Origin of the sequence: Brachybacterium sp. Marseille-Q7125 (genome assembly GCF_023062615.1) — a bacterium.
GTDB lineage: Bacteria > Actinomycetota > Actinomycetes > Actinomycetales > Dermabacteraceae > Brachybacterium.
Window position 1 is genome coordinate 26,806 of record NZ_JALLAL010000016.1, and the last position, 26,689, is coordinate 53,494.

Genomic DNA, 26,689 nt, shown 5'->3' on the forward strand with positions numbered 1-26,689 from the left:
AGCGGCACAGGTAACAGATGTGCGCAGCGCCACCGTGTGAGGAGCGGGGCGTGCATCGCAAGCAGCGCAGGTCACAGCGCGTTTTGGTGGAGAAGGTGGGCTAGCACTTAGGTGCTGGGCCGGGGCGGCGTCGGCACTTTCGATCGATGGCCGAAAGGGCCCGTGCAGGGTGCGGGCTCCCTCGCCGTTGAAGGAGCCCTTCGCTGCAGGCTAACGGGGTGGCGTGCGGCGCAGGTCACGCCGAGGTCACGATATTGTGAGCACCTGTCTTCGGGGGTGGGGGCTTTCTCAGGGGTGGAGGAGCGGTGACCGCGGTCCTTCTCAGCGCCGGGGAGCGACCCTACGATGGGAGCTCCCCAGCGCCGCGCGTGCGCGTCGGCGACCGCCCCACCGCGAAGGATGGACATGACACTGCGCATCGCCGTGTTCGGCGAGAACCGGCACGAGAAGGTGGACCCGACGGTCCAGAAGATCTACCCCGAGGGCATGCATACGGTTATCGCCGACGGGCTGCGTGAGACCCTCGCCGCGGATGGGGTCGACGCTGAGGTGCGGATCGCCCTGCTCGATGACATCCACGAGAGCCTCTCCGAGGAGGCGCTCGCCGAGACCGACGTGCTCACCTGGTGGGGGCACATGGCCCACCAGGATGTGCCCGATGAGGTGGTCCAGCGCGTGGTCCGCCGCGTCCATGCCGGCATGGGCTTCATCCCGCTGCATTCGGCCCACTACTCCAAGCCCTTCATCGCCCTCATGGGCACCACCTGCAACCTGCTGTGGCGCAATGAGGGTGAGGAGGAGCGGGTGTGGACCGTGAATGCCTCCCACCCCATCGCGCGGGGCGTGCCCCACCCCATCGTCATCCCCGCCCAGGAGATGTACGGGGAGATGTTCGACATCCCCGCCCCCGATGAGCTCGTGTTCATCTCCTCCTTCGCCGGGGGCGAGGTATTCCGCTCCGGCTGCGTGTTCCGCCGCGGCAAGGGCAAGATCTTCTACTTCAGCCCCGGGGACCAGGAGTACCCCGTGTACCGGCAGGCGGAGATCCGCCGTGTGCTCGCCAACGCCGTGGTGTGGGCGCGCCCTGAGGAGCGCCCCGCCGTGCCGGTGAAGATTGACAATGCGCAGCGTGACTGGTTCCGCGGAGAGGAGGCCGAGCGTGTCATCTGAGGTTCGAATCCCCGCTGACCGCAGAGCACGGGTGGTCATCGTCGGCGCCGGCTCCATGGGGGCCTGGTGGGCGCGCGAGGTCGTCGCGAGCGATGTCGCCGAGCTGGTCGGGGTCGCCGACCTGGCCGAGGGCGCGCCGCAGCGGGTTATCGACCAGTCCGGGGCCGCGGACCCGTCGGCCATCGCGACGGGGACCGACGGGGTGGCGCTCGCCCTCGACCTGGACGCGGACCTCCTGATCAACCCGACAGTGCCGCTGGCTCATCATCCGGTCACCGTCGCTGCCCTGCACGCCGGAATCCCGGTGCTGGGGGAGAAGCCGGTCACCGAGACGCTGCCGGAGGCGCTGAGCCTCGTGGCGCATGCGGAGCTGACCGGGGTGCCGTTCATGGTCTCCCAGTCGCGGCGGTTCTTCCGGCAGGTGCGCCAGCTGCGCTCCTTCGTCGCGTCCCATGGGCCGACGGTCATGACCAGCGCATTCTTCTCGCTGTTCACCGAGCACGACGGGTACCGCCGCGAGCAGGACCACCCACTGCTGCGCGATATGGGCATCCACGCCTTCGATGCCGCCCGCTACATCCTGGACGCAGACCCGGTGGCGGTCACCGCCGTCGGAGCGCGGCCCGAATGGAGCGTGTACCGGCACGATGCGACGGTCTCGGCGACCTTCGAGATGTCCGACGGCTCCCTGTTCGCCTACCACGGCACGTGGAACGCCCGCGGGCTGCCGACCTGGTGGAACAGCGAGTGGCGGATCGGGGCGCAGCGCGGCAGCGCCACCTGGGACGGCATTGGCGCTCCGGTGCTCGGCACCGAGGATGAGCAGGAGACCGAGCGGCTGCGGGCGGCGATCGCCGCCGAGGACGCGCCGGAGCCGGATCAGATCGCCGCCTCGCTCGTGGAGTTCGTCTCCGCCCTGCGGGAGGGCCGCACACCCCTGTGCGAGGTCCACGAGAACCTGCTGAGCTTCGCGATGGTCGAAGCGGCCGTCGCCGCCGTGGAGCGAGGAGAGCGCGTGCTGATCGATGATCTGCTCGAGGAGGCCCGGCAGGATGCGATCACCGCCGAGGCCGACCCGGCGGCACGGGAGATCCTGCAGTCCTGGCCCACCGTGCGCGAAGCGCTCGTGGCCCCACACTGAGCGGGGTGTGCCGGGCGTGTGCCCGGACATGCGAAACGCCCCTCATCTGCGCGTACTGTGCAGATGAGGGGCATTTCGTGTGGCGCGCCCGGAGGGATTCGAACCCCCAACCTTCTGATCCGTAGTCAGATGCTCTATCCGTTAAGCTACGGGCGCCCGTCGGCCAAACCGACCTCACCGATACTACTGGCGGGCTCCTCCCGGCGCCAATCCTGGCGCCATGAGCCTGCTCACAGCCGGTAGATGAGGTGCGCTGGGGCTTGGCCGACCCGTTCTCACCAGCCCTGCTGCGGAGGCTGCGGGGGCTGCTGACCGCCCTGGTTCGGAGGCTGCGACCACGGCTGCTGGCCACCCTGCTGCGGAGGCTGTGACCGCGGCTGCTGACCGCCCTGCTGCGGGGCCTGCGGCGGGGCAGGGGGCGGCGACGGCTGACCCCACGGCTGCGGAGAGGACTGAGGCTGCGGGGAGGGCTGACCGGGCATGCCCTGCGCGCCACCCTGCGGGGCGGGCGAGGGAGCGGAGGCGTACGGGGGCTGTGCGCCGCCACCGCCGCTGTTCTTGCCCTTGCGGCTGCGCAGCACGAAGAACGCGACCGCCGCGAGCGCCAGCAGCAGCAGGAAGCCCAGGAAGAGGACGACGAGGATGACGATCAGCCAGGGGAAGCCGCCGGCGTCGGCGCGGATCTCGAGAGTGTCCGTGTCGAGCTCGCTCAGACCGGTGATGGTCACCGTGTTGCCGTCGATCTCACCCGCGGTGGTCGACTCCACCTTGCCCGGGAAGGAGAAGCTCATACGGTAATCCAGGCCCTGCATAGAGGGATCGGTGACGTCGGCTTCCGCAGTCTCCGCGCCGAGATCGAGGGTGAGGATGAGCTGGCCGTCCTCCTCGACGAGCGAGAGGCCGTCACCGAACTTCCCGTCGACCATCACCCCGTTGACGGTGCACCCGAGCCGACCGTCCTCTTCATAGGGAGCGACCTTGGGCGCGTTCTCGTTCGCGAAGTCGATCTCCTTCTCGATGTCGCGGCAGAAGTCCTCGGCACTGGAGTAGAGGCCGGCGAGCATCTCCTCGTCCACGGCGACGTCGAGGGCGAACTCGATAGTCTCCGCGTCCTTGATCTCGAAGTCCGCGTGGAACTTGCCGCATCCCGCCATCACCAGAAGGAACGGCAGCAGCAGAAGGGCGGCAATCCGGCGCCGCACAGAAGAAGTGGTGGTCATCGATCCCCCAGATGGTCGGTGCGTAGTGCGCGCACCGCCGGGATCGGCATTGGACGCCTGGCGGGTGCGCGTGTTGCTGAGCCTACTCGGGCCGCGGGGCGTTCCGCCGAGCGACGGGGGAGTCGTCACGGGAATGTGACGGTGCGTTCAGATCACTACTTCCAGAACATGAGCATGCCGCCGCCCACCAGCAGGAGCCCGAATCCCGCGGCGAGGTTCCAATCCCCGATCGGCAGCGGCAGGGTGCCCGACGAAATGTAGTAGGTCACCAGGTACACAAGCCCCAGGATGAGGAACACGACGGCGGTGGGAGCGAGCCACTGCGGATTCTGCGTCGCCGCGGCCACCCGTCGGCCCCGGGTGCGGCGCGATTCTTCTGCCGCGGCCGTGCGCACCGAGGTGGAGCGGGTGGAGTCCTTCGCCTTCTCGGGGACCTCGCCGCCGGCGGGCTTCTTCGCGCCCTTGACGGGATCTTTCGCCTTCGTGACCGGGTCCTTCGCGCCCCCGGCGGGGCTCTTCGGGTTCCGCGTGCTCTTCACCGGGGTCTTGGCGCCCTTCTTCTTCCTGCTCTTGGCCATCTCCCGGTGCTCCTTCAGGGCTTCGACGATGTGACGCACGGGCATCGCCGCGCGGGCCCGCGGACACGGGCCGTGGCCTAGGGTAATGGGCGTCCCCTCCACCGTGCGAGGCGAGGAGCCGCCATGGACCGCCGCACCGGCCCGCAGACGTCGCCGCGCAGCCTGCGTTCGCGCACGGGTGTGGTCGCCGTGATGCTCCTGGCAGGCGTGCTGTTCGCCACCACGGCCCGCCTGGGAGACGGTGGCTCCATCCGCGATGAGAGCGCCGACGTGAGCAGTGTGCTGCGTGAACGCACCCAGACCATCGAGCGGCTCTCGGCGGACAACGCCGCCAAACGCGAGCAGATCGAGGAGCTCACCGGGCAGGCCGCCGGCCAGTCCCTCGCCTCCCGCACCGAGGAGGTGGCGCGCACCGTCGGGCTCTCCGAGGTGACCGGACCCGGCCTGCAGATCACCCTGACCGATGCGCCTAGCGGCTCCCTCGGCACGATCCCCGGGGCACGGCCCGATGACCTCGTGGTGCACCAGCAGGACCTCGAGGCCTACATCAACGCGCTGTGGGCCGGTGGTGCCGAGGCGATGATGCTGCAGGACCAGCGGGTGATCGCCGGCAGCGCCTTCCGCTGCGCCGGCAACACCCTGCTGCTCGAGGGCAGGGTCTACTCCCCGCCGTTCACGATCACCGTGATCGGACCGACCGAGCAGATGCTCCAGGCCTTGGAGGTTGCTCCCGGGGTCGCGGTGTACCGTGAATGGGTGGAACACGTGAGCCTGGGGGAGCAGATCGAGATCCTCCCCGAGACGACTTTGCCGGCCTACTCCGGCTCCCTCACTCTCACCGCGGCGGTGGCCGGATGAGCGACCGTCGCCGTGGCGCCCAGCCCAGCCGCGGCGTCGCGGTCATCGGCATCATCGGAGAGCTGCTGCTGACCCTCGGCGCCCTGCTGCTGCTGTTCCTCGTGTGGCAGCTGTGGTGGACCGACGTGATCGCCGATCGCGAGCAGGCCAGGATCATCGACACGATCAGCGATCAGTGGGGTGAGGTGGACTCCCAGAAGATCGCCACCCCGCGCGAGGGCCCGCCGCCTGCCCTGGACACCCCCGCCGACACCATGGTGTTCGGGGCCATGCACGTGCCCGACTTCGACCGCGAGACGTTCCCCCTGGCCGAGGGCGTGAGCCTCGAGGAGGTCCTCAATGTCAAGGGGGCCGGTCACTACCCGGAGACCGCCCTGCCCGGCGAGGTGGGGAATTTCTCCGTGGCCGGGCACCGCAACACCTACGGCCGCGTCTTCGAGGACATCGCCCGTCTGCAGGAGGGCGATCCGATCGTGGTGGAGACGGCCGATGCGTTCCTGGTCTACGAAGTCACCTCCTGGGAGGTGGTCATGCCCGGTGACGTCGACGTGATCGCCCCGGTCCCCGGTGATTTTCAGGCCGAGCCCACCGAGCGGATGCTCACCATGACCGCCTGCCACCCGATGTACTCCGCGCGAGAGCGCTACATCGTCCATGCCCGCTTTGCGTACTGGACGGCGCGGGAGGATGGCATTCCTCCGGCCCTCGCCGAGGAGGAGGGTGCCTGATGTACGGCTGGCTGTTCCGCCATCTGCCCGGTCCGCTGTGGGTCCGGATCCTGCTGATTCTGCTGCTGCTGGCCGGAGTGATCGTGCTGCTGTTCGGCTGGGTGTTCCCGGCGATCGCCCCGTACATGCCGTTCAACGACGGGCTCGTGGGATCCACGGCACCGCCGGACAGCTGAGCGCCGCTGGACAGCTGAGCGCCGCTGGACAGCTGAGCCTCAGCCGGCTGTCATCAGCGGCCGCAGACCTTCCGCCCGGGCCTGGGCATCGACGCCGTCGCACAGCTCCAGGAAGTTCGCCAGCATCAGGTGCCCGTTCTCGGTGAGCACCGACTCCGGATGGAACTGCACCCCATGCAGCGGCAGCGTCCGATGCGCGAGCCCCATCACCATGCCGTCCGCGGTGCGGGCCGTCACCTCGAGCTCCTCCGGGACCGTCTTCGGCACCACGGCGAGCGAGTGGTAGCGGGTGGCCGTCATCGGCGAGGGGGCGTGGGCGAACACGCTGCGGCCCTCATGCGTGAGCGAGCTCGTGCGTCCGTGCATGAGCTGCGGGGCGTGCGTCACCGTCGCCCCGAAGGCCTGCCCCAGCGCCTGGTGGCCCAGGCAGACCCCGAGCATCGGCACCGCGAGCTCCGCGCAGCGTGCGATCACCGCCAGGCTCTGGCCGGCGGTCGAGGGCGTGCCGGGGCCTGGGGAGATCAGCACCCCGTCGTACCCGGTCAGATCCACCGTGCCGTCCCGCCGCGGCACCTCGTCATTGCGCACCACGTGGGTGTCGGCACCCATCTGCTGCAGGTAGCCGACGATCGTCCACACGAAGCTGTCGTAGTTGTCGACCACCAGGATCCGGGCGCCGCCCGGTCCGTGCTCAGCCATTGCCGCCGTTGCCGCGGTTCCCGCGCCCGTTGTTCTCCCCGGGCGCATTGCCGCCCGCGTTGTTGCCGTTCCCGCCCGAGGGATCCTCCTCCGTGGGCTCATCCGTCGGGTCCTCCGGATCCGGCTCTTCGGTCGGATCCTCCGTCGGTTCCGGCGTGGGCTCCGGGCCGGAGGAGACCACGATCGTGATCGTGGTGCCGCGGTCGGTCTCCTCGTTCGCCGGGGGATCGGTGCGGATCACGTGCCCCTCGGGGACGGAGTCGGAATGCTCCTGGACCACCTCGGAGCCGGTGAAGCCGGCATCGCGCAGCGCTTGTCGCGCATCCTCAAGGCTCTGCCCGGTGACATTGGGAACCGCGACCGGGCCGGGCTCCGCCGCGACCACGAGGTCCACGCGCGAGCCGAAGCGGGCGGTGCCGGCATCGGCCCCCGGCGTCTGGCTCAGCACCGTGTTCGGATCCGCATCCTCGGACTCCCGGGCGGAGGGATCGGGGACCTGGAAGCCGCGGGCCTCCAGCTGCTCCTTGGCCTGCTCGAAGGGGATGCCCACCACATCGGGCACCTGCACATCACCGGAGGCGAAACGCACCGTCACCTCGGAGCCCTGGTCCACCGACGCCCCGCCCTGCGGGTTCGTGCTGGCCACCGTGCCCTGCTCCTGCGGGACATCCTCTGTCTCCCCTTCGACCATCACCAGGCCGACCTTCTCCAGAGCTTTGCGGGCCTCCTCGCGGGTCTTGCCCTCCAGGTCCTCCGGCACGGTCACCGCATCGGGTCCGGCGGAGACCGTCACGGCGACCGCGGAACCGGATTCGACCTCTTCACCGGCGGGGGGATCGGTGCTGATCACCTGCCCGGTCTCCACCTCTGTGGAGGCCACCTGCTCGAAGCTCGGCTCAAGGCCCTGTTCGGTGAGCGCCGTGCCTGCCTCCTCCTCGCTGAGCCCCACCACGTCCGGGACCGTCACCATCTGGGGGCCATCCGGCTTCCACGGCTGCAGGACAGCCAGGGCGGCCGCGATGAGACCCAGCACCGCGAGAACGATCAGGACGAACAGCCACCAGGGCTTCTTCTCTGGCTCGAGCTCCTCCTCGGAGCGCAGCGCCAGCGGGCCCGTCGCGGGGCTCGGGGACGAGGCAGAGTCCGCCCCGGCAGCCCCAGTGCCCGCGGCACCGACCCCGGCGGCGACCATCGGCAGCGCCTCGGTGGCATCGTCCACGGTGGACAGCACCGTCGTGGCCTCCGGATCCTCCCCGGCCGCGGCCGCAGCCGCCGTCAGTTCCGGCGTTCCACCGGCCAGCACCGTGCGGATGTCCGCGCCGAACGCCTCCGCCGAGGGGTAGCGCGCCTCCCGGTCCTTCGCTAGGCCCGTGAGGATCACGGCATCTATCTCCGGCGTGATCGCGGGGTTGAACATCGAGGGAGCCTGCGGCTCCTCGCGCACATGCTGGTACGCGATCGAGACCGGGGTGTCCCCGGTGAAGGGCGGGCGCCCGGTGAGCATTTCGTACATCACACAGGCGGCGGAGTAGATATCCGAGCGCGCATCCACCAGCTGCCCGCGGGCCTGCTCGGGGGAGAGGTACTGGGCGGTGCCCATCACCGCCTGCGTGGCGGTCATCGCGCTGGTGGCATCCGCGATCGCGCGGGCGATCCCGAAGTCCATCACCTTCACGGCCCCGGCCTGGTTGATCATGATGTTGCCGGGCTTGATGTCCCGGTGCACGATCCCCGCCCGATGCGAGTACTCGAGCGCGCTCAGCAGCGGCCCCATGATCTCCCCGGCCCGCCGCGCATCCATCGGCTGCTCGGGGTCGATGAGCTCGCGCAGCGTGTGGCCCTGCACGTACTCCATGACGATGAACGGGATCGTCAGCTCGGAGCCGGTGACGGTGCGCTGCTGCTCCTCACCGGTGTCATACACGGCCACGATCGCGGGGTGGTTCAGCGACGCGGCGCTGTGCGCCTCCCGGCGGAAGCGCTCCTGGAAGTTCGCATCCTGGGCCAGGTCAGAGCGCAGCACCTTCACGGCCACGGTCCGATGCAGGCGGGTGTCCTCGGCGAGGAACACCTCCGCCATGCCGCCGCTGCCGAGCACCTCGCCCAGGCGGTACCTGCCGCCCAGGAGCACGCTGTTCTCGTTCACTCCACACCTGTCCTCGGTCCGGGACCGATCGTTTCGGATCCGATCATGGTACGTGCCGTCCACAGCTCAGCGGGATCCTGCTCGGCGAGCGCATCCAGCGCCCCCAGCGGCAGCACGCCCGTGGCCGCGAGCACCGCAGCGATGATCGCGACCAGCACGATCACCAGCAGCACGAGCCCCGGCACCGACATCCCGCCCACGCGGCGGCCCGTTGTCGTGCCATGCACCGTGCGCTCCGAGGCGCGGCTGTCCACCCCCGAGAACGGATCCTCGCCGCGGCGGCCGGGCGACGCGGTGCCAGAGACCGGGGACGAAGCGCCGCGCTCCGGGGATGATGCCGAGGGCGGCGAGGCGACCGACGGACCGGAGCTCGCCGAGGGCCCCGAGCGGGAGCCGGCCCGGCGACGCGGGGTCGAGGGCGCCGAGGAGGCCGAGGCTGCGGACAGCGCCGAGGGGCCCGAGGTCGCCGAGCGATGGCGGATCCCGCCGCGGCCCGACAGCGGCAGCGGCATCGCCGCGGTGCGGGTTCCCGTCGGCGAGGCGCCCGGGCGGGACGACCGCGTGGGCTGCTCGCCGGTCCAGTCGTGGTCCTCCACACGCGTCACCGGAATTGCACCGGTGCTGAAATGCGGCTCCACCCCGCGCTGGATGGACTCCAGGATCCGCGCCACCGCCGAGGCGGAGCGCGGCCGGTTCGCCGGCGCCTTGGCCAGCATCATCATCACCAGATGCCGCAGATCGGGCTCGATCACCTCGGGCAGCTCCGGCGGCTGCTGCTTGACCTGCGCCATCGCGATCTCCACCTGGCTCGAGCCGGTGAAGGGCCGCTTGCCTACGAGCATTTCGTAGGCCACGATCCCCAGCGCGTAGATGTCCGACAGGCTCGTGGCCTGCTTGCCCATCGCCTGCTCGGGGGAGAGGTACTGGGCGGTGCCCATCACGAGACCCGTCTTCGTCAGCCGCGCCTGATCCTTGCTGCGCGCGATCCCGAAGTCCGTGACCTTCATCGACCAGTCGTCCTCGACATCCACCAGCACGTTCTCCGGCTTCACATCGCGGTGCACCACACCCTTGGAATGCGCGGCATCCAGGGCGCGCGCCAGCTGGATCAGCAGGGAGATGACGCGCTTCTCCGGCAGGCCGCCCGGGTTCTCCTCGATCAGGTCCGACAGGGGCCGACCGGGGCACAGCTCCATCACGATGTAGGCGCGCCCGTCCAGCTCGCCGTAGTCGTACAGCGCCGCGATCCCGTCATGGGACAGCGCCGCAGTGTGCCGCGCCTCGGCGCGGAAGCGCTTGAGGAAGCCCTCGTCTCCCGCGTACTCCTCGCGCAGCACCTTCACCGCGACCTCGCGGTCCAGCTCCTGGTCCCGGCCCTTCCAGACCTGCCCCATGCCGCCCGTGGCGATCAGCGACGTCAGCTCGTAGCGCCCTTCGAGCACGAGCCCTTTCTCCGTCCTCATCCGCGGATCACCGCCTCCATCACGTCACGGGCGATCGGCGCCGCGGTGCGCGAGCCGTATCCGCCCTCCTCCACCAGCACTGCGACGGCCACCCGTCGGCCCTCGACCTGTCCGTAGCCGACGAACCACGAATGCGGGTTGCGGCCCTCCCCCCACTGGGCGGTGCCCGTCTTGCCGCCCACCTCGACGCCGTCGATCATCGCCGCACCGCCGGTCCCGTCCTCGACCGCGCTCACCATCATCTGGCGCATCTGGGAGGCGTTGGCGGCTGAGAGCGGCTGGCCGAGCTCCTGGGCGCGCAGCTCCTGAACTGTGGACAGGTCGGCGGTGCGCACGCTGCGCACCAGCTGCGGCTGCATCACCACGCCGTCGTTCGCCACCGCCCCCGCCACCATCGCCATCTGCAGCGGCGTCACGCGCGTCTCGAACTGGCCGATCGCCGTGGTGGCCAGCTGCGCGTCATCCAGGTCCTCGCCGATCCGGGAGGGCGTGACCCCCATCGGGATGGTCAGGGACTGCCCGAAGCCGAACTCCTCGGCGGTCTTGGTGAGCTGCTCCTCGCCGAGCTCCACCCCGAGCATCGCGAAGGACGTGTTGCAGGACTGCCGCAGCGCATCGGCGAGGCTCGAGCGGTCATCGGGCCCGCACGGGTCCTGCCGTCCGGCCGCGAAGTTGTTCATCACCGAGGAGGAGCCCGGCAGCGTGTAGGTGCCCGGCCCGGGAATCTCCGTGGCCGCGGTGTAGTCGCCGCTCTCGAGCGCCGCTGCGGCCGTGATCAGCTTGAACACCGATCCGGGCGGGTACAGGTCCCCGCCGATCGCCCGGTTCGTCATGGGCCGGGCGGGATGCTCGTTCAGCTCCTGCCAGGCCTGGGACACCGCCGCGGTGTCATGGGCGGCCAGACGGTTGGGGTCGTAGCTGGGTGCGGAGGCGAGCGCGAGGATCGCCCCGTCGGTGGGATCCAGCGCCACCACGGCGCCGCGCTTGCCCTGCAGCGCATTCCACGCGGCCTGCTGGGCCTGGGGGTCGATTGTCAGCGAGACCGTCGCGCCGCGACCCTGTCGGCCCGAGAGGATGTCCGAGATGCGGTGGTAGAACAGCGCATCGGCCTCCCCGGAGAGGGTGTCATTGAGCGACCGCTCGATCCCGGTGAAGCCGTAGATCACCGAGTAGTGCCCGGTGATGGGGGCGTACATCGCCCCGGGATCGTAGGTGCGCAGGTAGCCGTAGGTGTCCCCGGACTGCTGGGAGGAGGCGATCACCGTGCCGTCCACGACGATGGGGCCGCGATGCCGGCCGTACTCGTTGTAGATCGTGCGGCGGTTGCTCGCGTGCGCATTCAGCCGGTCCTGGGCGATGACCTGGAAGTACGTGGTGGAGGTGAACAGCAGCGCGAACAGCACGCCGATCACCAGCCACACGTGGCGCAGGGGCTTGTTCATGCCGTCACCTCCTGCTCGCGTCGGTTCGGGGTGGTGGTGCCGGGCACCTGGCGGGCGGCGGGCCGCCGGGCGGCATCCGACAGTCGTACCAGCAGCCCCACGATGATCCAGTTGCACACCAGCGATGAACCGCCAGCGGCGAGGAACGGCAGGGTCAGCCCGGTCAGGGGGATCACCCGGGTGACACCGCCGACGACGACGAACACCTGCAGCGCCATCACGAAGCCGAGCCCTCCGGCCAGGAGCGTCCCGAAGCCGTCGGAGATGCCGACTGCCGCCCGCACCGCTCGCTGCACCAGCACGAGGTAGAGCAGCAGCAGTGCGAAGGCGCCCACCATCCCCAGCTCCTCCGCGAAGGTGGCGAAGATGAAGTCGCTCTCCGCATGCGGCACCACATCCGGCCGCCCCTCGCCCAGGCCCGCGCCCGTGAGCCCGCCGTTGGCCAGGCCGAACAGGCCCTGATTCAGCTGCTCGCAGGCAGAGAAGTTCTCGCGCGACAGCGGGTCCAGCCAGCAGGTCAGGCGGCGGCGCACATGCCCCATCTGGGTGGCGGCGAACACCGCGGGCGGAAGGAACATCACCGCGCCGATGATCAGCCAGCTCAGCCGGTCCGTGGCCACGTACAGCATCACCACGAACAGACCGAAGAACATCAGCGAGGTCCCCAGGTCCGTCTGGAAGACGAGGATCGCCATCGCCAGGCCCCAGGCCACGAGGATCGGCCCGAAGTCGCTCCAGCGCGGCAGGTGGATGCCGAGCACCTTCGGGCCCGCGAGCGCGAGGGTGTCGCGGCGGGAGACCAGGTACCCGGCGAAGAACACCGCGAAGGCGATCTTCGCGAGCTCCGCGGGCTGGAAGCTGTTGCCGGCGATCGTGATCCAGATCCGCGAGCCGTTGCGGGCCGAGCCGATGCCCGGTGCGAGCGGCAGCAGCAGCAGGACCGCGCCGGTGACCGCGCTGATCCACGTGTAGCGGCGCAGATTCCGGTGGTCCCGCAGCAGCAGGATCACCCCGGCGCACAGCAGCACCCCCAGCGCCGCCCACAGCATCTGCCGGTCGGCGCTGGCCGAGGTGCGGGACCCATAGATCGCATTGGCCTGGTACACCGTCTCGATCATCGCGATGCCCAGCAGGTTCAGCAGCGTCACGGTGGGCAGCAGCACCGGATCCGCGTACGGCGCCCGCCACACCACGGCGATCTGCAGGATCAGCACGCACACGGCGGTGGCGATGCCGTAGGTCATGAGGTTCTCGGGCACGGCGTCATGCCGCCCCAGGTGCACCAGGGCGTAGGCGCCCACCCCGATCGCCGCCGCGAACACCAGCAGCAGGGCCTGGAGCGTCCGCCGCGGCCTGGCGGTGTAGGAGACGATCGTCGCCACTACGTCTCCCCGCCGTCCGAGGCGTCGTCGCCTCCGCCGTCGGAGGGGGACTCGCCCCCGCCGTCCGATGGCGTGATCTGCTGCAGCGGCTGGTTGGTCAGCGCCACCTGCCGCAAGCGCTCGATGATCTGCTCGGCGCTCTCGCGGTCCTTCGCGGTGATCGTGCCTTCGACCTGCTGCCGCGTGACCTGCGGGAGGTCCGCGAGAGCGATGTCGGTGGTCTGCACCGGGTGGGACAGTGAGATCGGCCCCAGGTCCTGAGAGATGCCCTGGTAGAGCACCACGGAGGTGCCGTCGGTGCCGACGTAGAACTGCCGCTGCGACCACGCGTACCCGGCCGTCAGCAGTCCGCCCAGCACCGCCGCAAGCAGCACGAGCGCCGCCAGCGCCGGCCAGGGGCTGCGCCGTGGCGGCTCCTCCTCTGCGAAGTCCTCATCCTCGTAGGGCGCCTCGGACTCTTCGCGGGTGAGGGCCGCTGCCTTCGCCGCCGGCCCGGAGGCTGCGGTGGGGGCGTGGCGGTTGCGCGCTGCGGAGCCGACGATCTGGGGGGTGGTGGAGGGGGCCTCCTCGCCGCGCGGCAGATCCCCGAGGTTCACCACATCGGCGACGATGCACGTGATGTTGTCCGGCCCCCCGCCCTTGAGGGCCAGCTGCACGAGCTCATCGGCGCATTCGCCGGGGTCCTCGAAGTTCTTCAGGGTCGCATCGATCGTGTCCAGGGACACCAGGCCCGATAGCCCATCGGAGCACAGCATCCAGCGCTCCCCGGGATGTGCGGTGCGCAGCGAGAGATCCAGCTCCGGATCGGCGTCCACATCGCCCAGCACGCGCATCAGCACCGAGCGCTGCGGGTGACGTTCGGCCTCATCCTCGGTCAGTCGCCCCTCGTCCAAGAGGCGCTGCACGAAGGTGTGGTCCTTGGTGATCTGCACGGTTTCGTCATCGCGCAGCAGGTAGGCGCGCGAATCGCCGATATGCGCGAGAGCGAACTTGCCCTCGGCCCGCAGCAGGGCGGTGATCGTCGTGCCCAGTCCTCGCAGCTGCGGCTCATCCCGGGCGCGGCGCAGGATCTCTTGATTGGCCTCCAGCACGCTCTCCTCGAGCGTGGCGACGATGTCGCGCGCGGGCGTCTCGGAGTCCAGGCGGGCCAGGTGTCCGATCGCCACGGAGCTGGCGACATCGCCGCCGGCGTGACCGCCCATCCCGTCGGCCACCACCAGCAGGTGGGATCCCGCGTAGCCGGAGTCCTGGTTGTTGGAGCGGACCAGACCGACATCCGATCGTGCGGCGTAGCGCAGGGTGATGCTCATCGGGGTCCTCGTCTCAGCTCAATCTCGGTGCGGCCGATCCGCACCTGCGCCCCGGGACGGAACGGGACGGCCCCCTCGATGCGCCGCCCCGACACCAGGGTGCCGTTGGTGGAGCCCAGATCCTCCACCATCCATTCGTCCTCCCGCCGGAACACGCGGGCGTGCCGGTTGGACGCGTAGTCGTCATCCAGTACCAGGGTGCACTCCGGGGCGCGGCCGATGAGGATCGGCGTGGAGCCCAGGGTGATCGAGGTGCCGCGCAGCGGTCCGGCCGTGACCACGAGCGTGGTCTGGGTGACCTCCGGATCGGTGCGACCGGTGGAGAGGTCTCCGGAGGCGCCGGGCGGTGCGGAGGCCGGGCGCTGCTCGCGGCGCGGATCCCGGCTGGACCGTGTGACGACGGTGGTGCCGAACAGGTCATTGCGCAGCACCAGCACCACGGCGATGACGAAGATCCACAGCCCCAGGACGAAGCCCAGGCGCAGTGCGACCAGGGTCAGCTCGCTCATCGATGCATCACCCGAGGCCCGGACCGCCACCGGGCAGCAGCACGCTCAGCCGGGTGCGGCCGATCTTCAGCAGGGAGCGGTCCTGCAGCGGGACGGGAGTCTGGATCCGCTCGCCGTCCACGAAGGTGCCGTTGGTCGAGCCGAGGTCCGTGGCCAGCAGCTGCCCGCCCTCATTGCGCAGCTCCAGGTGGTGGCGGGAGACCCCGGTGTCCTCGAGGATGATGTCGGCGTCGCCGCCACGGCCGATCACGGTCACGGTTCCGGTGAGCATGTACTGCTGGCCGTCGATCTCGATGATCGGGCTGCCGCCGGGCTCCTCCTGCGCCGCGCCGGTGGCGGGGGCGACGGAGCCTCGCTCGGTGCGCGACTCGGTCTCGAAGCGGCCGGCCCGCACCTCGTCATCGCGCTCGAGCGCCACCGACACCCCGCCGACGAACATGTACCGCTGCTTCTCGGCATGCTCCATGACCACGCGCTCGAGCTCGTCCACCAGCGTGTCCTGCCAGGAGGCGAAGCGGTCGAAGTCCTGGGAGTGCAGGTAGACGCTGTACACGTTCGGGGCGAGGGTCCGGGTGCGGTCCAGAACCTGGATCTGGTCATCGCATTCGCGCTTGAGCCCCTGCGCGAGGTCGAGCGGCTTGAGCTGCCCGCGGCCGGGCGAGAACACGCTCGTCACACCCCGATCGAGGGTGCGCTCGATCCGATCCAAGATCCCCACGGCGCTCCTCACTGTCAGTGCTGCTGCGTCGGCACGGTCGCATCGGCCGATCGGTCTATCCCGTCTGCCGCGTGAGCGCAGAACGGTTCGCCCCCGATCGTATCGCGATGCATCCGCCCCAGCCGTGCCCGCCCGGCGCGGGCCGGGCGGGGGTTCGGTGCAGGTGGTGTGAATGCGGTGTCGCGCCCGGATCAGCGCACGAGCACGCGGCGCCCCTTGCGGAACCAGTTGCGCGACCACAGCATGTCGCTGGCCGCCGTGGTGATGCGGGAGCAGCCGTGTGAGGCGGGGTAGGGCGGGATCGACCGCGAGCCGTGGATCGCCCAGCCGCGGTCGTAATAGCCGGGGCGGTACATCGAACCCAGCGGCCCGGTCTGCCAGCCGCTGCTGTGGGAGGAGTACATGCGGAAGTCGCCCTTCGGCGTGGTCGCCGTCTTCCAGCGGCCGCCGGAGTAGTAGCGCTCGCCGCTGCCGGTGGAGGTGTTCAGGATGTACAGGATCTTGCCCTCGTGGATGCACAGCAGCAGCTGACGCTTCAGGTCCACCTCGAACAGGCGGCCGCGGGTCACCTTCTGCGGCGGCTGCACGCCGCGGCGCAGCGCTTCGCGGGTCTTCGGCCCCACCGTGCCGTCACGGCCGATGCCGGCGGCCTTCTACAGCGCGTACACGGCCTGCTCGGTGAGAGCGCCGAAGGTGCCGTCGGGGGTGCCGCACCAGTACTTCAGGTCGTTCAGATCGTTCTGCAGGGCGCGCACGGCATTACCGCGGGAGCCGCGCTTGAGCGTCGTCGCGGCCTGGGCGGGAGCGGTGGCGAGGCCCGTGGCAAGGGCAGTGGTGAGCAGGCCGGTTCCCAGCAGGAGAGTGCGGCGGGTGGGCGTGGAGTCGGTCAGGTGCGCAGAGTCGGTCAGATGAATGGTCATGGCGATCAGTTCCCCCGTCAGATCGTGAGCCGATGAGGCTCCGCCGCATCGGGTCCCGCGGTGTGTGGGACGGCTCCATCCTGCAACAGTCAACGGGTGGCAAAAATAAAGTAAAGGGGAGCGTGTGGTGGATGATATGTGAAGGGGGTGTGAAGGCCGCGGTGGACGGTGGTGCGGGCTGGGTGCGGCCGGGAGAAGGGCGGTGGCATGGACGACAAGCGGCGACAGGGGCGACGAGCGGGGACATGGAATAGTGGCGGGCGTGGACACCGTGCACAGCCCTGAGAACCCCGGAGATCCCGCTATCCCCGTCGACCTGGACTTCCCACATGAGCTGGGCGTCACCGATGCCGACGGCCCCGTGCACCTCCAGGGCGATCCAGGCCGCGTGCGCGACCTCGCGAGCGTCTCCAAGCCGGTCACGGCCCTCGGCGTGCTCATCGCCGTCGAGCGCTCTCTGCTGGACCTCGACGAGCCCGCTGGCCCCTACGGGGCAACCGTCCGCCATCTACTCGCCCACACGGCCGGGTTCCCCTTCGAGGGGGAGGAGACCGTGGCCGCCCCCGGCACCCGCCGCATCTACTCCAACACCGGCTTCGAGGTCCTCGCCGCCCACCTCGAGGACGCTACCGGCTATCCGATCGACGAATGGCTCGAGCAGACCGTCGTGGCGGGACTGGACCTCACCGACCTCGAGCTCACCGGCTCCCCGGCCGCCGGATACCGCGGCAGCATCCGCGACCTGCTGGCCATCGGCCGGGAGCTGCTTGCGCCCACCCTCATCGGCGAGGAGCTCTGGCGCGAGGCCACCAGCGTGCAGTTCCCCGGACTGAAGGGCATCCTGCCCGGCTACGGTCGGCAGGACCCCAACGACTGGGGGCTGGGATTCGAGATCCGCGGCACCAAACAGCCGCACTGGACCGGCACCGGATCCTCCCCGCGCACCTTCGGTCACTTCGGCCAGTCCGGCTCCTACCTGTGGGTGGACCCCGAGGTCGGCCTCGCCGCCGCATTCCTCGGCGAGCGACCGTTCAGCGAGGAGCACGCGCGCGCCTGGCCCGCCGTGACCGACGCGATCCTGGAGCGCTGCGCCCCCGGGGCGGCCTGATGGACGCCCTGGACCTGCTGGAGGACTTCGGCTTCGAGGCCGCCGCGATCGTGCTGGGCCCCGAGGGGGAGCGGGCCCGCCGCGGGGACGTGACCCGGATCCGCGCCTGGCGCTCGGTCACCAAGACCCTCACCGGCACCGCCTGCGTCCTCGCCGCCCAGGCGGGGAAGGTCCACCTCGAGGACCCGGCCGGGCCGGAGGGCTCCACCCTGCGCCACCTGCTCTCCCACGCCTCCGGCTACTTCTACGAATCCGACTCCACGCTCCAGGCTCCGGGACTGCGCCGCCACTACTCCAACTACGGCATCGACGAAGCCGCCCGCCACGTGGAGCGCGCCGTGGGCCGCGACTTCGAGGACTGGCTGCGCGAACGCCTGACCGACCCGCTGGGCATGCGGGACCTCACCTGGGAGGACTCGCCCTCCGTCGGCGCCCACGGACCGCTGATCGACCTCGCGCTGCTGGCCGCTGAGCTGCTGCGCCCCACCTTGCTCGACCCCGCCTGGGCTGCGGAGCTCACCACGGCGCAGTTCCCCGAGCTGGTGGGGATCATGCCCGGCTTCGGCAAGCAGGACCCGAACCCCTTCGGCCTGGGCCTGGAGATCCGCGGCGCCAAGAGCCCGCACTGGACGGGCACGCGCAACAGCCCGCGCACCATCGGCCACTTCGGCATGCGCGGGACCGCCTTCTGGGTGGATCCGCAGGCGGATCTCGCGCTCGTCATCGGCACCTCCCATGACTTCTGCGACGCCCACCGCGAGGTCATGCCGCGCCTGGGCGACGCGGTGCTCGAGCAGTTCGCCGTCCGCTGAGCGAGAGCGTTCCCGACATGCGGGACGATGGTGTGACCAGTGCCCTGGTGAGCCGATAAAGTCGGTGCACCCCGGGACCGCTGATGGCCCGCGCCGCTCAGGCACCACCGCAGAAAACACCCCCGCCCGCGAACGCGCACAGGAGTCGCACCATGTTCGACGACAGGGAGCTCACCGAGGCTCGCATCCGCCGTTTCGCCCAGGACAACCTGGCCGCGAAGATCTATCAGGACACGGCGGAGGTGACCATCACGGCGCACCGCCTGCCCGGCGAGCCGATCCCCGCGCAGGAGGCCATCGGCCTGGACTACGAGCCGCTCGAGGTGGGCGCGCCGCTGGGTCGCGCCTGGTCCACCACCTGGCTGCACGTGACCGGCACCGTCCCTGCACAGTGGGCCGACGATGAGAACTCCGGCTGCGAACTCGTCGTGGACCTCGCCTTCACCGGCATGCCCGGCTTCCAGGCCGAGGCGCTCGTGTTCACCCCCGATGGTGTGCCCGTCAAGGCCATCAACCCCTTCAACCGCTACGTGCCCGTCACCCCCGGCGAGGAGATCGACCTCTACCTCGAATGCGCCGCCAACCCGCTGGTGGCCGGGAGCTGGGACTTCAAGCCCACGCCGCTGGGTGACCTCGCCACCATCCCCGAGGAGGACCTGTACTCCGTCAAGGAGCTGCACCTGGCCCGCCGCGACAAGAACATCTGGGAGCTCGCCGAGGACTTCCGGGCCCTCGCCGGACTGATGCTCGAGCTGCCCGAGCACAGCCAGCGCCGCCACGAGATCCTGCGGGCCCTCGAGGCCGCCTGCGACGCCGCGGATCCCGATGACATGCCCGGCACCGCCCGCGCCGCCCGCGAGGTGCTCGCCCCGGCGCTCGGCCGCCCGGCCGGTTCCTCCGCGCTCACGGTGCTCGCCACCGGACACGCCCACATCGACTCCGCCTGGCTGTGGCCCGTCCGCGAGACGGTCCGCAAGGTGGCCCGCACCTTCTCCAACGCCTGCACCCTCATCGAGAACGACCCCGAGATGGTCTTCTCCGCCTCCTCCGCCCAGCAGTACGCCTGGCTCAAGGAGCGCTACCCCGAGCTGTTCGCCCGCATCACCGAGCGGGTGGCCGAGGGCCGCTTCGTGCCCGTCGGCGGCATGTGGGTGGAGTCGGACACCAACATGCCCGGCTCCGAGGCGATGGCCCGCCAGTTCATCGCCGGTAAGCGGTTCTTCCTGGAGAACTTCGACGTGGAGACCCGCGAGACCTGGCTGCCGGACTCCTTCGGCTACTCCGCCGCGCTGCCGCAGATCGCCGCGCTCGCCGGGCAGTCGAACTTCCTCACCCAGAAGGTGTCCTGGAACCAGATCAACACCTTCCCGCACCACACCTTCCACTGGGAGGGCATCGACGGCACGAAGGTGTTCACCCACTTCCCGCCCGCGGACACCTACAACGGCATGCTCTCCGGCAAGGAGCTGGCCTACTTCGAGCGCAACTTCAAGGAGAAGGGCCGCTCGAGCATCGGGATCGACCTGTTCGGCTGGGGCGACGGCGGTGGCGGACCCACCCGCGAGATGATGGCCGCGGGTCGGCGTGCGAAGGACCTCGAAGGATCCCCGAAGGTCGAGTTCGGCACCTCCGATGAGTTCTTCGACCGGGCGAAGGAGGAGTACCCCGACGCCCCGGTGTGGAACGGCGAGCTGTACCTCGAGCTGCACCGCGGCACCTACTCCGCACAGCTGGCCACCAAGCAGGGCAACCGCCGCAGCGAGCACCTGCTGCACGAGGCGGAGTTCCTCGCCACCCTCGCCGCGCTGCGCAGCGACTTCGCCTACCCGCACGATGAGCTCGAGGAGCTGTGGCACACCACGCTGCTGAACCAGTTCCACGACATCCTGCCCGGCTCCTCGATCGCCTGGGTGCACCGCCAGGCCGAGACCGAGTATGCCGCGCTGGCCGAGCGCGTCGAGGCGATCATCGCCAGCGCCCTGGAGGCGCTCGGCTCCGGGGTCGCCGAGGGTGAGGATGCGCTGCTGGTCAACACCGCGCCGGTGACCCGTCGGGGCGTGGCCGCCTACGGCGCCGCCGCTCCTGCGGATGACCCGGAGCCGGTGACCCTCACGCGCGAGGGAGATCGGATCACGCTCGCGAACGCCGCGCTGACCGCGGTGATCGATGGCGCCGGGGACATCGTCTCCCTGGTCGATGCCGCGAGCGGCCGCGAGGCCATCGCCCCCGGGGCGAAGGGCGCGCTGCTGCAGCTGCACCGCGACACCCCCAACCAGTGGGACGCCTGGGACATCGACGAGTTCTACCGCCACGTGGTGCGCGACCTCGATGCCCCCACCTCCATCGAGGTCACCGAAGAGGCCGATGAGGTGCGCGTGGCCTGCACCTACACCACCGCGCTGGAGGCTGGCGCGGAGACCTCCGGTGTCACCGGCGCTGGCTCGCAGATCATCAAGACCTACGTGCTGCGCCCGGGCGATCAGTCCCTGGAGATCGTCCACGACATCGACTGGCAGGAGACGAAGAAGGCGCTCAAGCTGGGCTTCGGCCTCGATGTGCGGGCTGCGCACATGTCCAGCCAGATCCAGTTCGGCCACGTGGATCGGCCCATCCCGGTCAACACCAGCTGGGACTTCGCCCGCTTCGAGACCTGCGCGCACCGCTTCGTGCACGTGGCCGAGGGTGAGTACGGCGTGGCGATCGCGAACGACTCCAGCTACGGGCACGACGTCCTGCGCTCGGTCCGCGAGGATGACGGCGGCACCACCACGACGACCCGTCTGACCCTGGTGCGCGCCCCCGAGTACCCGGACCCGGGCGCCGACCACGGCCAGTACCGCCTGCGCGTGTCCGTGCGCCCCGGCACCGGCATCGACGGCGCGATCGAGGAGGGCTACCGCATCAACCTGCCCGAGCGCACCGTCGCGGCGGCGGAGGCGCTGGCCGCCCCGCTGGTCACGGTCAATGGTGTCGATGGCGCGGACAGCAGCGTGCTGGTGGAGACCGTGAAGCTCGCCGAGGACCGCTCCGGCGACCTCGTGCTGCGCCTGTACGAGTCCCAGGGCGTGCGCACCACCGCGAAGGTTGCGGTGGATCCGTCGCTCGGCGGTGAGGTCACCGCGGTGGACCTGCTGGAGCGGCCGTTCAACGAGGACGCCCCGGCCTTCCGCTCCGCGCTCGAGCGCGGCGAGGACGGTACGGTGCGCCTCGCCTTCCGGCCCTTCGAGATCAAGACCCTGCGGGTGTCGCGGAAGGGCTGATCGCGACGGCTGAACCGGCCGGGTCGCTCACACGTTGTGGACGAGCGGCCCGGCCGGTTCGCGCCAGCCGGCGAGAACCTCGAGCATCCGCACCAGGCGGACTGTCGGCTCCACATCGTGAACGCGCAGGATCCGCGCGCCCTGCCGCATGCACCAGGCGGCCGCGGCGAGCGATCCCTCGAGGCGTTCCTCCTTGGGCAGCCCGAGCGACTCGCCGATCACGTCCTTGCGGGAGACCGCCGCCAGCAGCGGCAGCCCCAGGGCGCGGTATTCGCGCCAATCGCGCAGCAGCTCGAGGGTCTGGACCGTGGATTTGTTCAGGTCCGGGCCGGGATCCAGGATGATCCGTTCGCGCGCCACCCCCGCCTCGAGGGCGCGCTCCAGCCGGGCGGCCAGGAAGTCGCGCACCTCCTCGACCACGTCCCCGTACTGCGGGGACGGCACGGGCCGACGGGGCTCGGCGACCGAATGCGTGATCACCACGCTCGCGTCGGCTGCCGCGATGACCGGGGCCATCTGCGCATCGGCCAGCCCCGTGGTGTCGTTGATGATGTCCGCGCCCGCTGTGATCGCCTCCTGCGCGACCGCCGCATGGAAGGTGTCCACGCTGAGCAGCACCTCAGCGGGCAGCTGCGCGCGCAATTGCGCGATGACGGGGACCGCCCGGTCGATCTCCTCGGTGACGGGCACTGCGCGGCCCGGCGCGAACTTCACGCCGCCCACGTCGATGATGTCCGCGCCCGCCGCTGCGGCAGCGAGGCCTGCGTTCACCGCATCGTCCAGCTGCCAGGTCCGTCCCTGGTCGTAGAAAGAGTCGCGGGTGCGGTTGACGATCGCCATCACGAGCACTCGGCGTGCGAGATCCGGCAGCGGCCGCGGGTTGCGCCCACCATCATCCAGGCTGTTCATGATGCGTTCCTTCGCTGTTCAGGCCGCCGCCTCTCGTCTTTGAGCCGGGCCGCACCCGTACTAACTTAGGAGTGCATCGCATGTTGCACAATCCATTCCCGGGAACGGTCCCGGGAATGGCACCTGACCCATGGAGGACTCACTGATGAAGATCGTCGTCGCTGGCGGAGATGGCTTCTGCGGCTGGCCCACTGCCCTGTACCTCTCGCAGAAGGGCCACGACGTCACGATCGTGGACAACCTGGTGCGTCGCGAGATCGACGAGGAGCTGGGCTCGAACTCCATGACCCCGATCCTGCCGCTGCCCGAGCGTGTGGCGGCCTGGAAGGAGGTCTCCGGCAAGGAGATCGCCCTGGAGATCGCCGACCTCACCGACTACGAGGCCGTCTCCCGCATCTTCCAGGAGATCCAGCCCGAGGCCTTCGTGCACTTCGCCGAGCACCGCTCCGCGCCGTACTCGATGATCGACCGCGAGCACGCGATCGAGAACCACCGCAACAACGTCAACGGCACCCTGAACGTGCTGTGGGCGATCAAGGACTACGCCCCCGACTGCCACCTGGTGAAGCTCGGCACGATGGGCGAGTACGGCCAGCCCAACATCGACATCGAAGAGGGCTGGATCGAGATCGAGCACAAGGGCCGCAAGGACCGCCTGCCCTACCCCAAGCAGCCCGGCTCCTTCTACCACCTCACCAAGGTGCACGACAGCGACAACATCATGTTCGCCTGCCGCATCTGGGGCGTGCGCGCCACCGACCTCAACCAGGGCGTGGTCTACGGCCTCGAGACCGACGAGACCCGCCTGGACCCGCGCCTGGTCAACCGCTTCGACTACGACGCGGTGTTCGGCACGGCCCTGAACCGCTTCATCATCCAGGCCGCCATCGGCCACCCCCTCACGGTGTACGGCAACGGCTCCCAGACCCGCGGCTACCTGGACATCCAGGACACCGTGCGCTGCATCGAGATCGCCTGCGAGAACCCCGCTGACCGCGGCGAGTTCCGCGTCTACAACCAGTTCACCGAGCAGTTCTCCGTCAAGGAGCTCGCCGAGAAGGTGCAGAAGGTCGGCAATGACCTCGGCCTCGACGTCACGATCGAGAACACCGAGAACCCGCGCGTGGAGAAGTACGACCACTACTACAACGCGGTCAACACCAACCTGCTGGACCTGGGTCTTCAGCCGCACCTGCTGGACGATGCGCACCTGGCCGAGGTGCTGAAGGTCGCGATGAACAACACCGACCGGGTCAAGCGTGAGCTGGTCATGCCCACCGTCACCTGGAAGTGATCGCTTCTTCGTGAAAATAGCGATCGTCACCGAGACCTTCGTCCCCTCCGTCGACGGCGTGGTGACCCGCCTGCGCCACGCCGTCGAACGGTTCACCGACCTGGGGCACGAGGTCATGGTGATCGCCCCGGATCTGGGCGTCACCGAGCATCACGGGGCCCGGGTGGTGGGCATCCGCCCGGTGACCCTGCCGTTCTACAAGCATCGGCGCTTCACCCTGCCCAACCCCACCGTGGATGGCATCATCCAGGGCTTCCACCCCGATATCGTCCACGCCGCCCAGCCGATCCTGCTGGCCTCCTCCGGGGCGTTCGCGGCCCGCCGTCGGCGGATCCCGCTGCTGGCCAGCTACCACACGCATCTGCCGCGCTATATGGACCTGTACAAGGCGTGGACCTGGGGCAAGCCGGCGGTGTGGTGGCAGATCAAACGTAACCATGCGCTCGCGGACATCAACCTCGCGACCTCCGAGTCGATGAAGATCGAGCTGGAGCAGCACGGGATCCAGGACCTGCATGTGGTGCGCCGCGGCGTGGACACCGAGCAGTTCCATCCGCGTTTCGCCTCGCCGGAGATGCGTGAACGGCTCACCGGCGGGCATCCGGACAAGAAGCTCCTGGTGTTCGTGGGGCGTCTGGCGGCGGAGAAGGAGATCCACACGCTGCGGCCCATGCTGGACCGACGGGACGATGTGGCGCTCGCGATCGTGGGCGATGGGCCGTACCGGCGTGAGCTCGAGGAGCTGTTCGCCGGCACGAACACGCTGTTCCCCGGGTTCATGGAGGGGCAGGAGCTGGCGAGCGCCTTCGCGAGCGCCGACGCGTTCGTGTTCCCCTCGGTCACCGAGACGCTGGGCCTGGTGATCCTCGAGGGCATGGCCTCCGGCCTGCCCGTGGTCGCCGCCCGCTCCGGCCCCACCATGGAACAGGTGACCGATGGGAAGAACGGCCTGCTGTACGACTCCGGGGATCAGGCAAGCCTGGATGCGGCGCTGAACCGACTGGGCGATCCGGGGCTGCGCGAGCAGATCCGCACGGCCGCGCGGGCGGAGGCGGAGAAGTTCTCCTGGGAGAATGCCTCCGATGACCTGCTGCGCTACTACGAGATGGCGATTCAGAAGCACCGGGTTAGCGCGAAAGCAGGCGGTTGACGGTCAGTCCTCCCGGTCCCGCTCGCGCCACAGCAGCTCGAACCACACCTCGCGGTCCTCGCCGACGGTGTGGACATCGAAGTCGCCACGCTCATCGGACAGGGTGCGCTGGGAGCTCGGATGCTGGCCGAGGGCCGCGAGCACCTCGTACTGGTCCTCGACCCGCAGCACCCGGAAGGGATGCTCCTCCTCACCGGTGCCGCTGTTGCGGATCGCGTCCATGGACAGCAGCGCGAACTTCCGCTCCCGGTCCGCGGCGGCCTGATCGCCCAGCTCCGTGTAGGCGCGGAACAGACGCGCATGCGCGCCGGGGGCCAGGAACAGCCCCGGCATCCGCGAGGTCAGCGCATCGACGACCCCCTGGTGATCGCCCGCCTGCTGCAGCGGCGTGGTTACCGCGGCGATCTGCACCAGCGGGTCGTAGTCGGGCAGCGCCATGATGTCCCGCTGCAGCACCTTCAGGTGCTCCGGGGTGGGATCCAGCGCGTAGGTCTCCATCGACTGATCGAACGACATCACAGGTCTCCTTCGGGGCGGGTCAGGGAAGCTCGAATCCAGCTTCCCACGGGGCGTCGGGCTGGGCGGAGGTGTACACGGGGCCGAACTGCGGGGAGATCGCGTACAGCACGTCCCCGTCGGGGGAGAAGCAGGTGGTTCCCACCGCGTGCGGGGGGGCGTGGCAGGTCGATCCGTTCCTCGCTCACGCGATCCCAGATCATCATCCGGTGGCCGAACCGGGGGCTGACCGCGATGCGCCCATCGGCGGCTGGGGAGATCATCCCGGCATCTGCCTCCTGCGGGGCAGGCAGTTCGAGCATCGATCCGTCGGACTGGACCTCCTCCAGCACCGCATCGACCGGGTCGAGGGTGTAGTCACGATTCATGCGTGACCCTGTGCCGATCAGCAGGGTCCCGTCGGCGGTGTGTGCGAGTCCCGCCGAATGCGGGGCGGCATCGTCGAGCGTGCGCAGCAGCTCACCACTGGCAGCGTCATAGATGCGCGGTGCCGCACGCGGTCCGCAGACGGCCAGCTCAGCACCATCGGGGGAGAAGGAGACGGAGGCAGGCCGCATACTCTGCAGTGCCAGCACCGTGCCGGGAGCGCACTGGGCGCCCACCGACCACAGCCGCACGGTGCCGTCAGTGCCCACGGACGCAAGCCGGTCCCCAGAGGGACTGAAGGCGAGGTCGAGCACAGCGGTGGCCGGGCCCTTGCGGTGGTCGCCATGTCCCTCCAGGCGCCACAGCAGCGTCCCGTCCAGCGCGGTCAGGTCGATGTCCATCCGGCTGCCGCACGCGAGCATGTCGCCGGACGGGTGCCAGGCCAGTGCCCGATCCACCCCCGTGCCGATCACGGTGCGGATGCGCCTGGTCGCGGTCTCCCAGATGACGGTCCCCCAGGTTGGCGAGAGCCCGAGCAGCTGGCGGTCCCGCTCCTGGTTGGCGGCCAAGAGCGAGCCGTCGGGGGAGAGCGCGAGAGCCCCGTGCCAGAAGCGGTTGTCCTCCTGTGGCCCCACGTAGCGGGCGCGGGATCTGCGGCTGCGCTTGCGGGGCTCGGGCCAGTTATGCGGCTCTTCGCAGATGAGGGTGTAGGTGGTCGCGGGGTGGGCGCGTCGGTGTGGGGGTAGAGGTCGAGGTCTCCTTCATGCTGGAAGCTCTGACCCAACCTGCATGAGGAAGACCTCGACGTGGCCTA

At 69.8% G+C, this 26,689-nt stretch carries 25 protein-coding genes and 1 tRNA gene; 10 read left to right on the forward strand and 16 right to left on the reverse strand.

The features are described from left to right. The first annotated feature begins 405 nt into the window (after window positions 1-405). Together MU407_RS05900 and MU407_RS05905 are read left to right on the forward strand one after the other, a co-directional pair. Complete coding sequence (locus MU407_RS05900) at window positions 406-1,170, forward strand: ThuA domain-containing protein (RefSeq protein ID WP_246956110.1); 765 nt, start codon at window positions 406-408, stop codon at window positions 1,168-1,170. Further along, window positions 1,160-2,311, forward strand: coding sequence for a Gfo/Idh/MocA family oxidoreductase (locus MU407_RS05905; RefSeq protein ID WP_246956112.1), 1,152 nt, complete (start codon window positions 1,160-1,162; stop codon window positions 2,309-2,311). Before MU407_RS05900 ends, MU407_RS05905 begins: the two co-directional genes overlap by 11 nt. Window positions 2,312-2,391: 80 nt before the next feature. Here MU407_RS05905 and MU407_RS05910 read toward each other — a convergent pair. The 3 genes from MU407_RS05910 to MU407_RS05920 all read right to left on the reverse strand — a co-directional run bounded on the left by MU407_RS05910 (window position 2,392) and on the right by MU407_RS05920 (window position 4,109). Continuing rightward, window positions 2,392-2,467, reverse strand: a tRNA-Arg gene (locus tag MU407_RS05910). Between the two features lie 119 nt (window positions 2,468-2,586). After that, complete coding sequence (locus tag MU407_RS05915; RefSeq protein WP_246956114.1) at window positions 2,587-3,531, reverse strand: hypothetical protein; 945 nt, start codon at window positions 3,529-3,531, stop codon at window positions 2,587-2,589. A gap of 155 nt (window positions 3,532-3,686) precedes the next feature. Beyond that, complete coding sequence (locus tag MU407_RS05920; protein ID WP_246956116.1) at window positions 3,687-4,109, reverse strand: cell division protein CrgA; 423 nt, start codon at window positions 4,107-4,109, stop codon at window positions 3,687-3,689. Window positions 4,110-4,232: 123 nt separating this feature from the next. On the opposite strand from MU407_RS05920, the gene MU407_RS05925 reads away from it, so the two are divergent. Genes MU407_RS05925 through MU407_RS05935 form a run of 3 tightly spaced genes read left to right on the forward strand, consistent with a single transcriptional unit; the run spans window position 4,233 to window position 5,871 of the window. Then, a complete protein-coding gene (locus MU407_RS05925; RefSeq protein WP_102234903.1) occupies window positions 4,233-4,967 on the forward strand; it encodes a DUF881 domain-containing protein in 735 nt (244 codons plus the stop codon). Beyond that, window positions 4,964-5,695 (forward strand): class E sortase, encoded by a 732-nt coding sequence (locus tag MU407_RS05930; RefSeq protein ID WP_102234902.1) that lies wholly within the window; start codon window positions 4,964-4,966, stop codon window positions 5,693-5,695. Before MU407_RS05925 ends, MU407_RS05930 begins: the two co-directional genes overlap by 4 nt. Then, entirely contained in the window at window positions 5,695-5,871 is a 177-nt protein-coding gene (locus MU407_RS05935) for a hypothetical protein (RefSeq protein WP_246956118.1), read from the forward strand. Before MU407_RS05930 ends, MU407_RS05935 begins: the two co-directional genes overlap by 1 nt. A 39-nt stretch (window positions 5,872-5,910) precedes the next feature. On the opposite strand, the gene MU407_RS05940 is transcribed toward MU407_RS05935, so the two are convergent. The 10 genes from MU407_RS05940 to MU407_RS05985 all read right to left on the reverse strand — a co-directional run bounded on the left by MU407_RS05940 (window position 5,911) and on the right by MU407_RS05985 (window position 16,460). Then, window positions 5,911-6,570 carry a gamma-glutamyl-gamma-aminobutyrate hydrolase family protein gene (locus MU407_RS05940; RefSeq protein ID WP_102234901.1) on the reverse strand — a complete coding sequence of 220 codons (660 nt, stop codon included), beginning with the start codon at window positions 6,568-6,570 and terminating at the stop codon, window positions 5,911-5,913. After that, the gene (gene pknB, locus MU407_RS05945) at window positions 6,563-8,716 is read right to left on the reverse strand and encodes a Stk1 family PASTA domain-containing Ser/Thr kinase (protein WP_246956120.1); all 2,154 of its coding nucleotides are present in this window, start codon (window positions 8,714-8,716) and stop codon (window positions 6,563-6,565) included. Before pknB ends, MU407_RS05940 begins: the two co-directional genes overlap by 8 nt. Next, window positions 8,713-10,179, reverse strand: a complete 1,467-nt coding sequence (locus MU407_RS05950; protein WP_246956121.1) for a serine/threonine-protein kinase — start codon at window positions 10,177-10,179, stop codon at window positions 8,713-8,715. Before MU407_RS05950 ends, pknB begins: the two co-directional genes overlap by 4 nt. Continuing rightward, a complete protein-coding gene (locus MU407_RS05955; RefSeq protein ID WP_102234898.1) occupies window positions 10,176-11,621 on the reverse strand; it encodes a penicillin-binding transpeptidase domain-containing protein in 1,446 nt (481 codons plus the stop codon). Before MU407_RS05955 ends, MU407_RS05950 begins: the two co-directional genes overlap by 4 nt. Beyond that, entirely contained in the window at window positions 11,618-13,003 is a 1,386-nt protein-coding gene (locus tag MU407_RS05960; protein WP_102234897.1) for an FtsW/RodA/SpoVE family cell cycle protein, read from the reverse strand. The genes MU407_RS05955 and MU407_RS05960 overlap by 4 nt, the downstream gene beginning before the upstream one ends. After that, window positions 13,003-14,313 (reverse strand): PP2C family serine/threonine-protein phosphatase, encoded by a 1,311-nt coding sequence (locus tag MU407_RS05965; RefSeq protein ID WP_246956122.1) that lies wholly within the window; start codon window positions 14,311-14,313, stop codon window positions 13,003-13,005. The genes MU407_RS05960 and MU407_RS05965 overlap by 1 nt, the downstream gene beginning before the upstream one ends. After that, complete coding sequence (locus MU407_RS05970; protein ID WP_246956124.1) at window positions 14,310-14,822, reverse strand: FHA domain-containing protein; 513 nt, start codon at window positions 14,820-14,822, stop codon at window positions 14,310-14,312. Before MU407_RS05970 ends, MU407_RS05965 begins: the two co-directional genes overlap by 4 nt. 7 nt (window positions 14,823-14,829) lie before the next feature. Next, a complete protein-coding gene (locus MU407_RS05975; RefSeq protein WP_246956126.1) occupies window positions 14,830-15,540 on the reverse strand; it encodes a DUF3662 and FHA domain-containing protein in 711 nt (236 codons plus the stop codon). A gap of 191 nt (window positions 15,541-15,731) precedes the next feature. Beyond that, on the reverse strand, window positions 15,732-16,163 hold the full coding sequence (locus MU407_RS05980; RefSeq protein ID WP_246956128.1) for a L,D-transpeptidase: 432 nt from the start codon (window positions 16,161-16,163) through the stop codon (window positions 15,732-15,734). A gap of 30 nt (window positions 16,164-16,193) precedes the next feature. Then, the gene (locus MU407_RS05985) at window positions 16,194-16,460 is read right to left on the reverse strand and encodes a peptidoglycan-binding domain-containing protein (protein WP_246956130.1); all 267 of its coding nucleotides are present in this window, start codon (window positions 16,458-16,460) and stop codon (window positions 16,194-16,196) included. A 262-nt stretch (window positions 16,461-16,722) separates the two neighbouring features. On the opposite strand from MU407_RS05985, the gene MU407_RS05990 reads away from it, so the two are divergent. From MU407_RS05990 to MU407_RS06000, 3 genes are all read left to right on the forward strand, one after another. Next, window positions 16,723-17,568: a serine hydrolase domain-containing protein gene (locus tag MU407_RS05990; protein WP_246956132.1), complete on the forward strand. Its 846-nt coding sequence runs from the start codon at window positions 16,723-16,725 to the stop codon at window positions 17,566-17,568. Next, window positions 17,568-18,380 carry a serine hydrolase domain-containing protein gene (locus tag MU407_RS05995; RefSeq protein WP_246956134.1) on the forward strand — a complete coding sequence of 271 codons (813 nt, stop codon included), beginning with the start codon at window positions 17,568-17,570 and terminating at the stop codon, window positions 18,378-18,380. Before MU407_RS05990 ends, MU407_RS05995 begins: the two co-directional genes overlap by 1 nt. Before the next feature lie 152 nt (window positions 18,381-18,532). Next, window positions 18,533-21,640, forward strand: coding sequence for a glycoside hydrolase family 38 C-terminal domain-containing protein (locus tag MU407_RS06000; RefSeq protein ID WP_246956136.1), 3,108 nt, complete (start codon window positions 18,533-18,535; stop codon window positions 21,638-21,640). A 27-nt stretch (window positions 21,641-21,667) separates the two neighbouring features. On the opposite strand, the gene folP is transcribed toward MU407_RS06000, so the two are convergent. Further along, on the reverse strand, window positions 21,668-22,549 hold the full coding sequence (folP, locus tag MU407_RS06005) for a dihydropteroate synthase (RefSeq protein ID WP_102234890.1): 882 nt from the start codon (window positions 22,547-22,549) through the stop codon (window positions 21,668-21,670). A 145-nt stretch (window positions 22,550-22,694) separates the two neighbouring features. On the opposite strand from folP, the gene MU407_RS06010 reads away from it, so the two are divergent. Next, window positions 22,695-23,843, forward strand: coding sequence for an NAD-dependent epimerase/dehydratase family protein (locus MU407_RS06010; RefSeq protein WP_102234889.1), 1,149 nt, complete (start codon window positions 22,695-22,697; stop codon window positions 23,841-23,843). A gap of 10 nt (window positions 23,844-23,853) precedes the next feature. Next, window positions 23,854-24,993, forward strand: coding sequence for a glycosyltransferase (locus MU407_RS14450; protein ID WP_246956138.1), 1,140 nt, complete (start codon window positions 23,854-23,856; stop codon window positions 24,991-24,993). Between the two features lie 3 nt (window positions 24,994-24,996). On the opposite strand, the gene MU407_RS06020 is transcribed toward MU407_RS14450, so the two are convergent. Together MU407_RS06020 and MU407_RS06025 are read right to left on the reverse strand one after the other, a co-directional pair. Next, on the reverse strand, window positions 24,997-25,509 hold the full coding sequence (locus MU407_RS06020; protein WP_246956140.1) for a hypothetical protein: 513 nt from the start codon (window positions 25,507-25,509) through the stop codon (window positions 24,997-24,999). Beyond that, window positions 25,509-26,510, reverse strand: a complete 1,002-nt coding sequence (locus MU407_RS06025; RefSeq protein WP_246956142.1) for a hypothetical protein — start codon at window positions 26,508-26,510, stop codon at window positions 25,509-25,511. The genes MU407_RS06020 and MU407_RS06025 overlap by 1 nt, the downstream gene beginning before the upstream one ends. Window positions 26,511-26,689 lie beyond the last annotated feature (179 nt).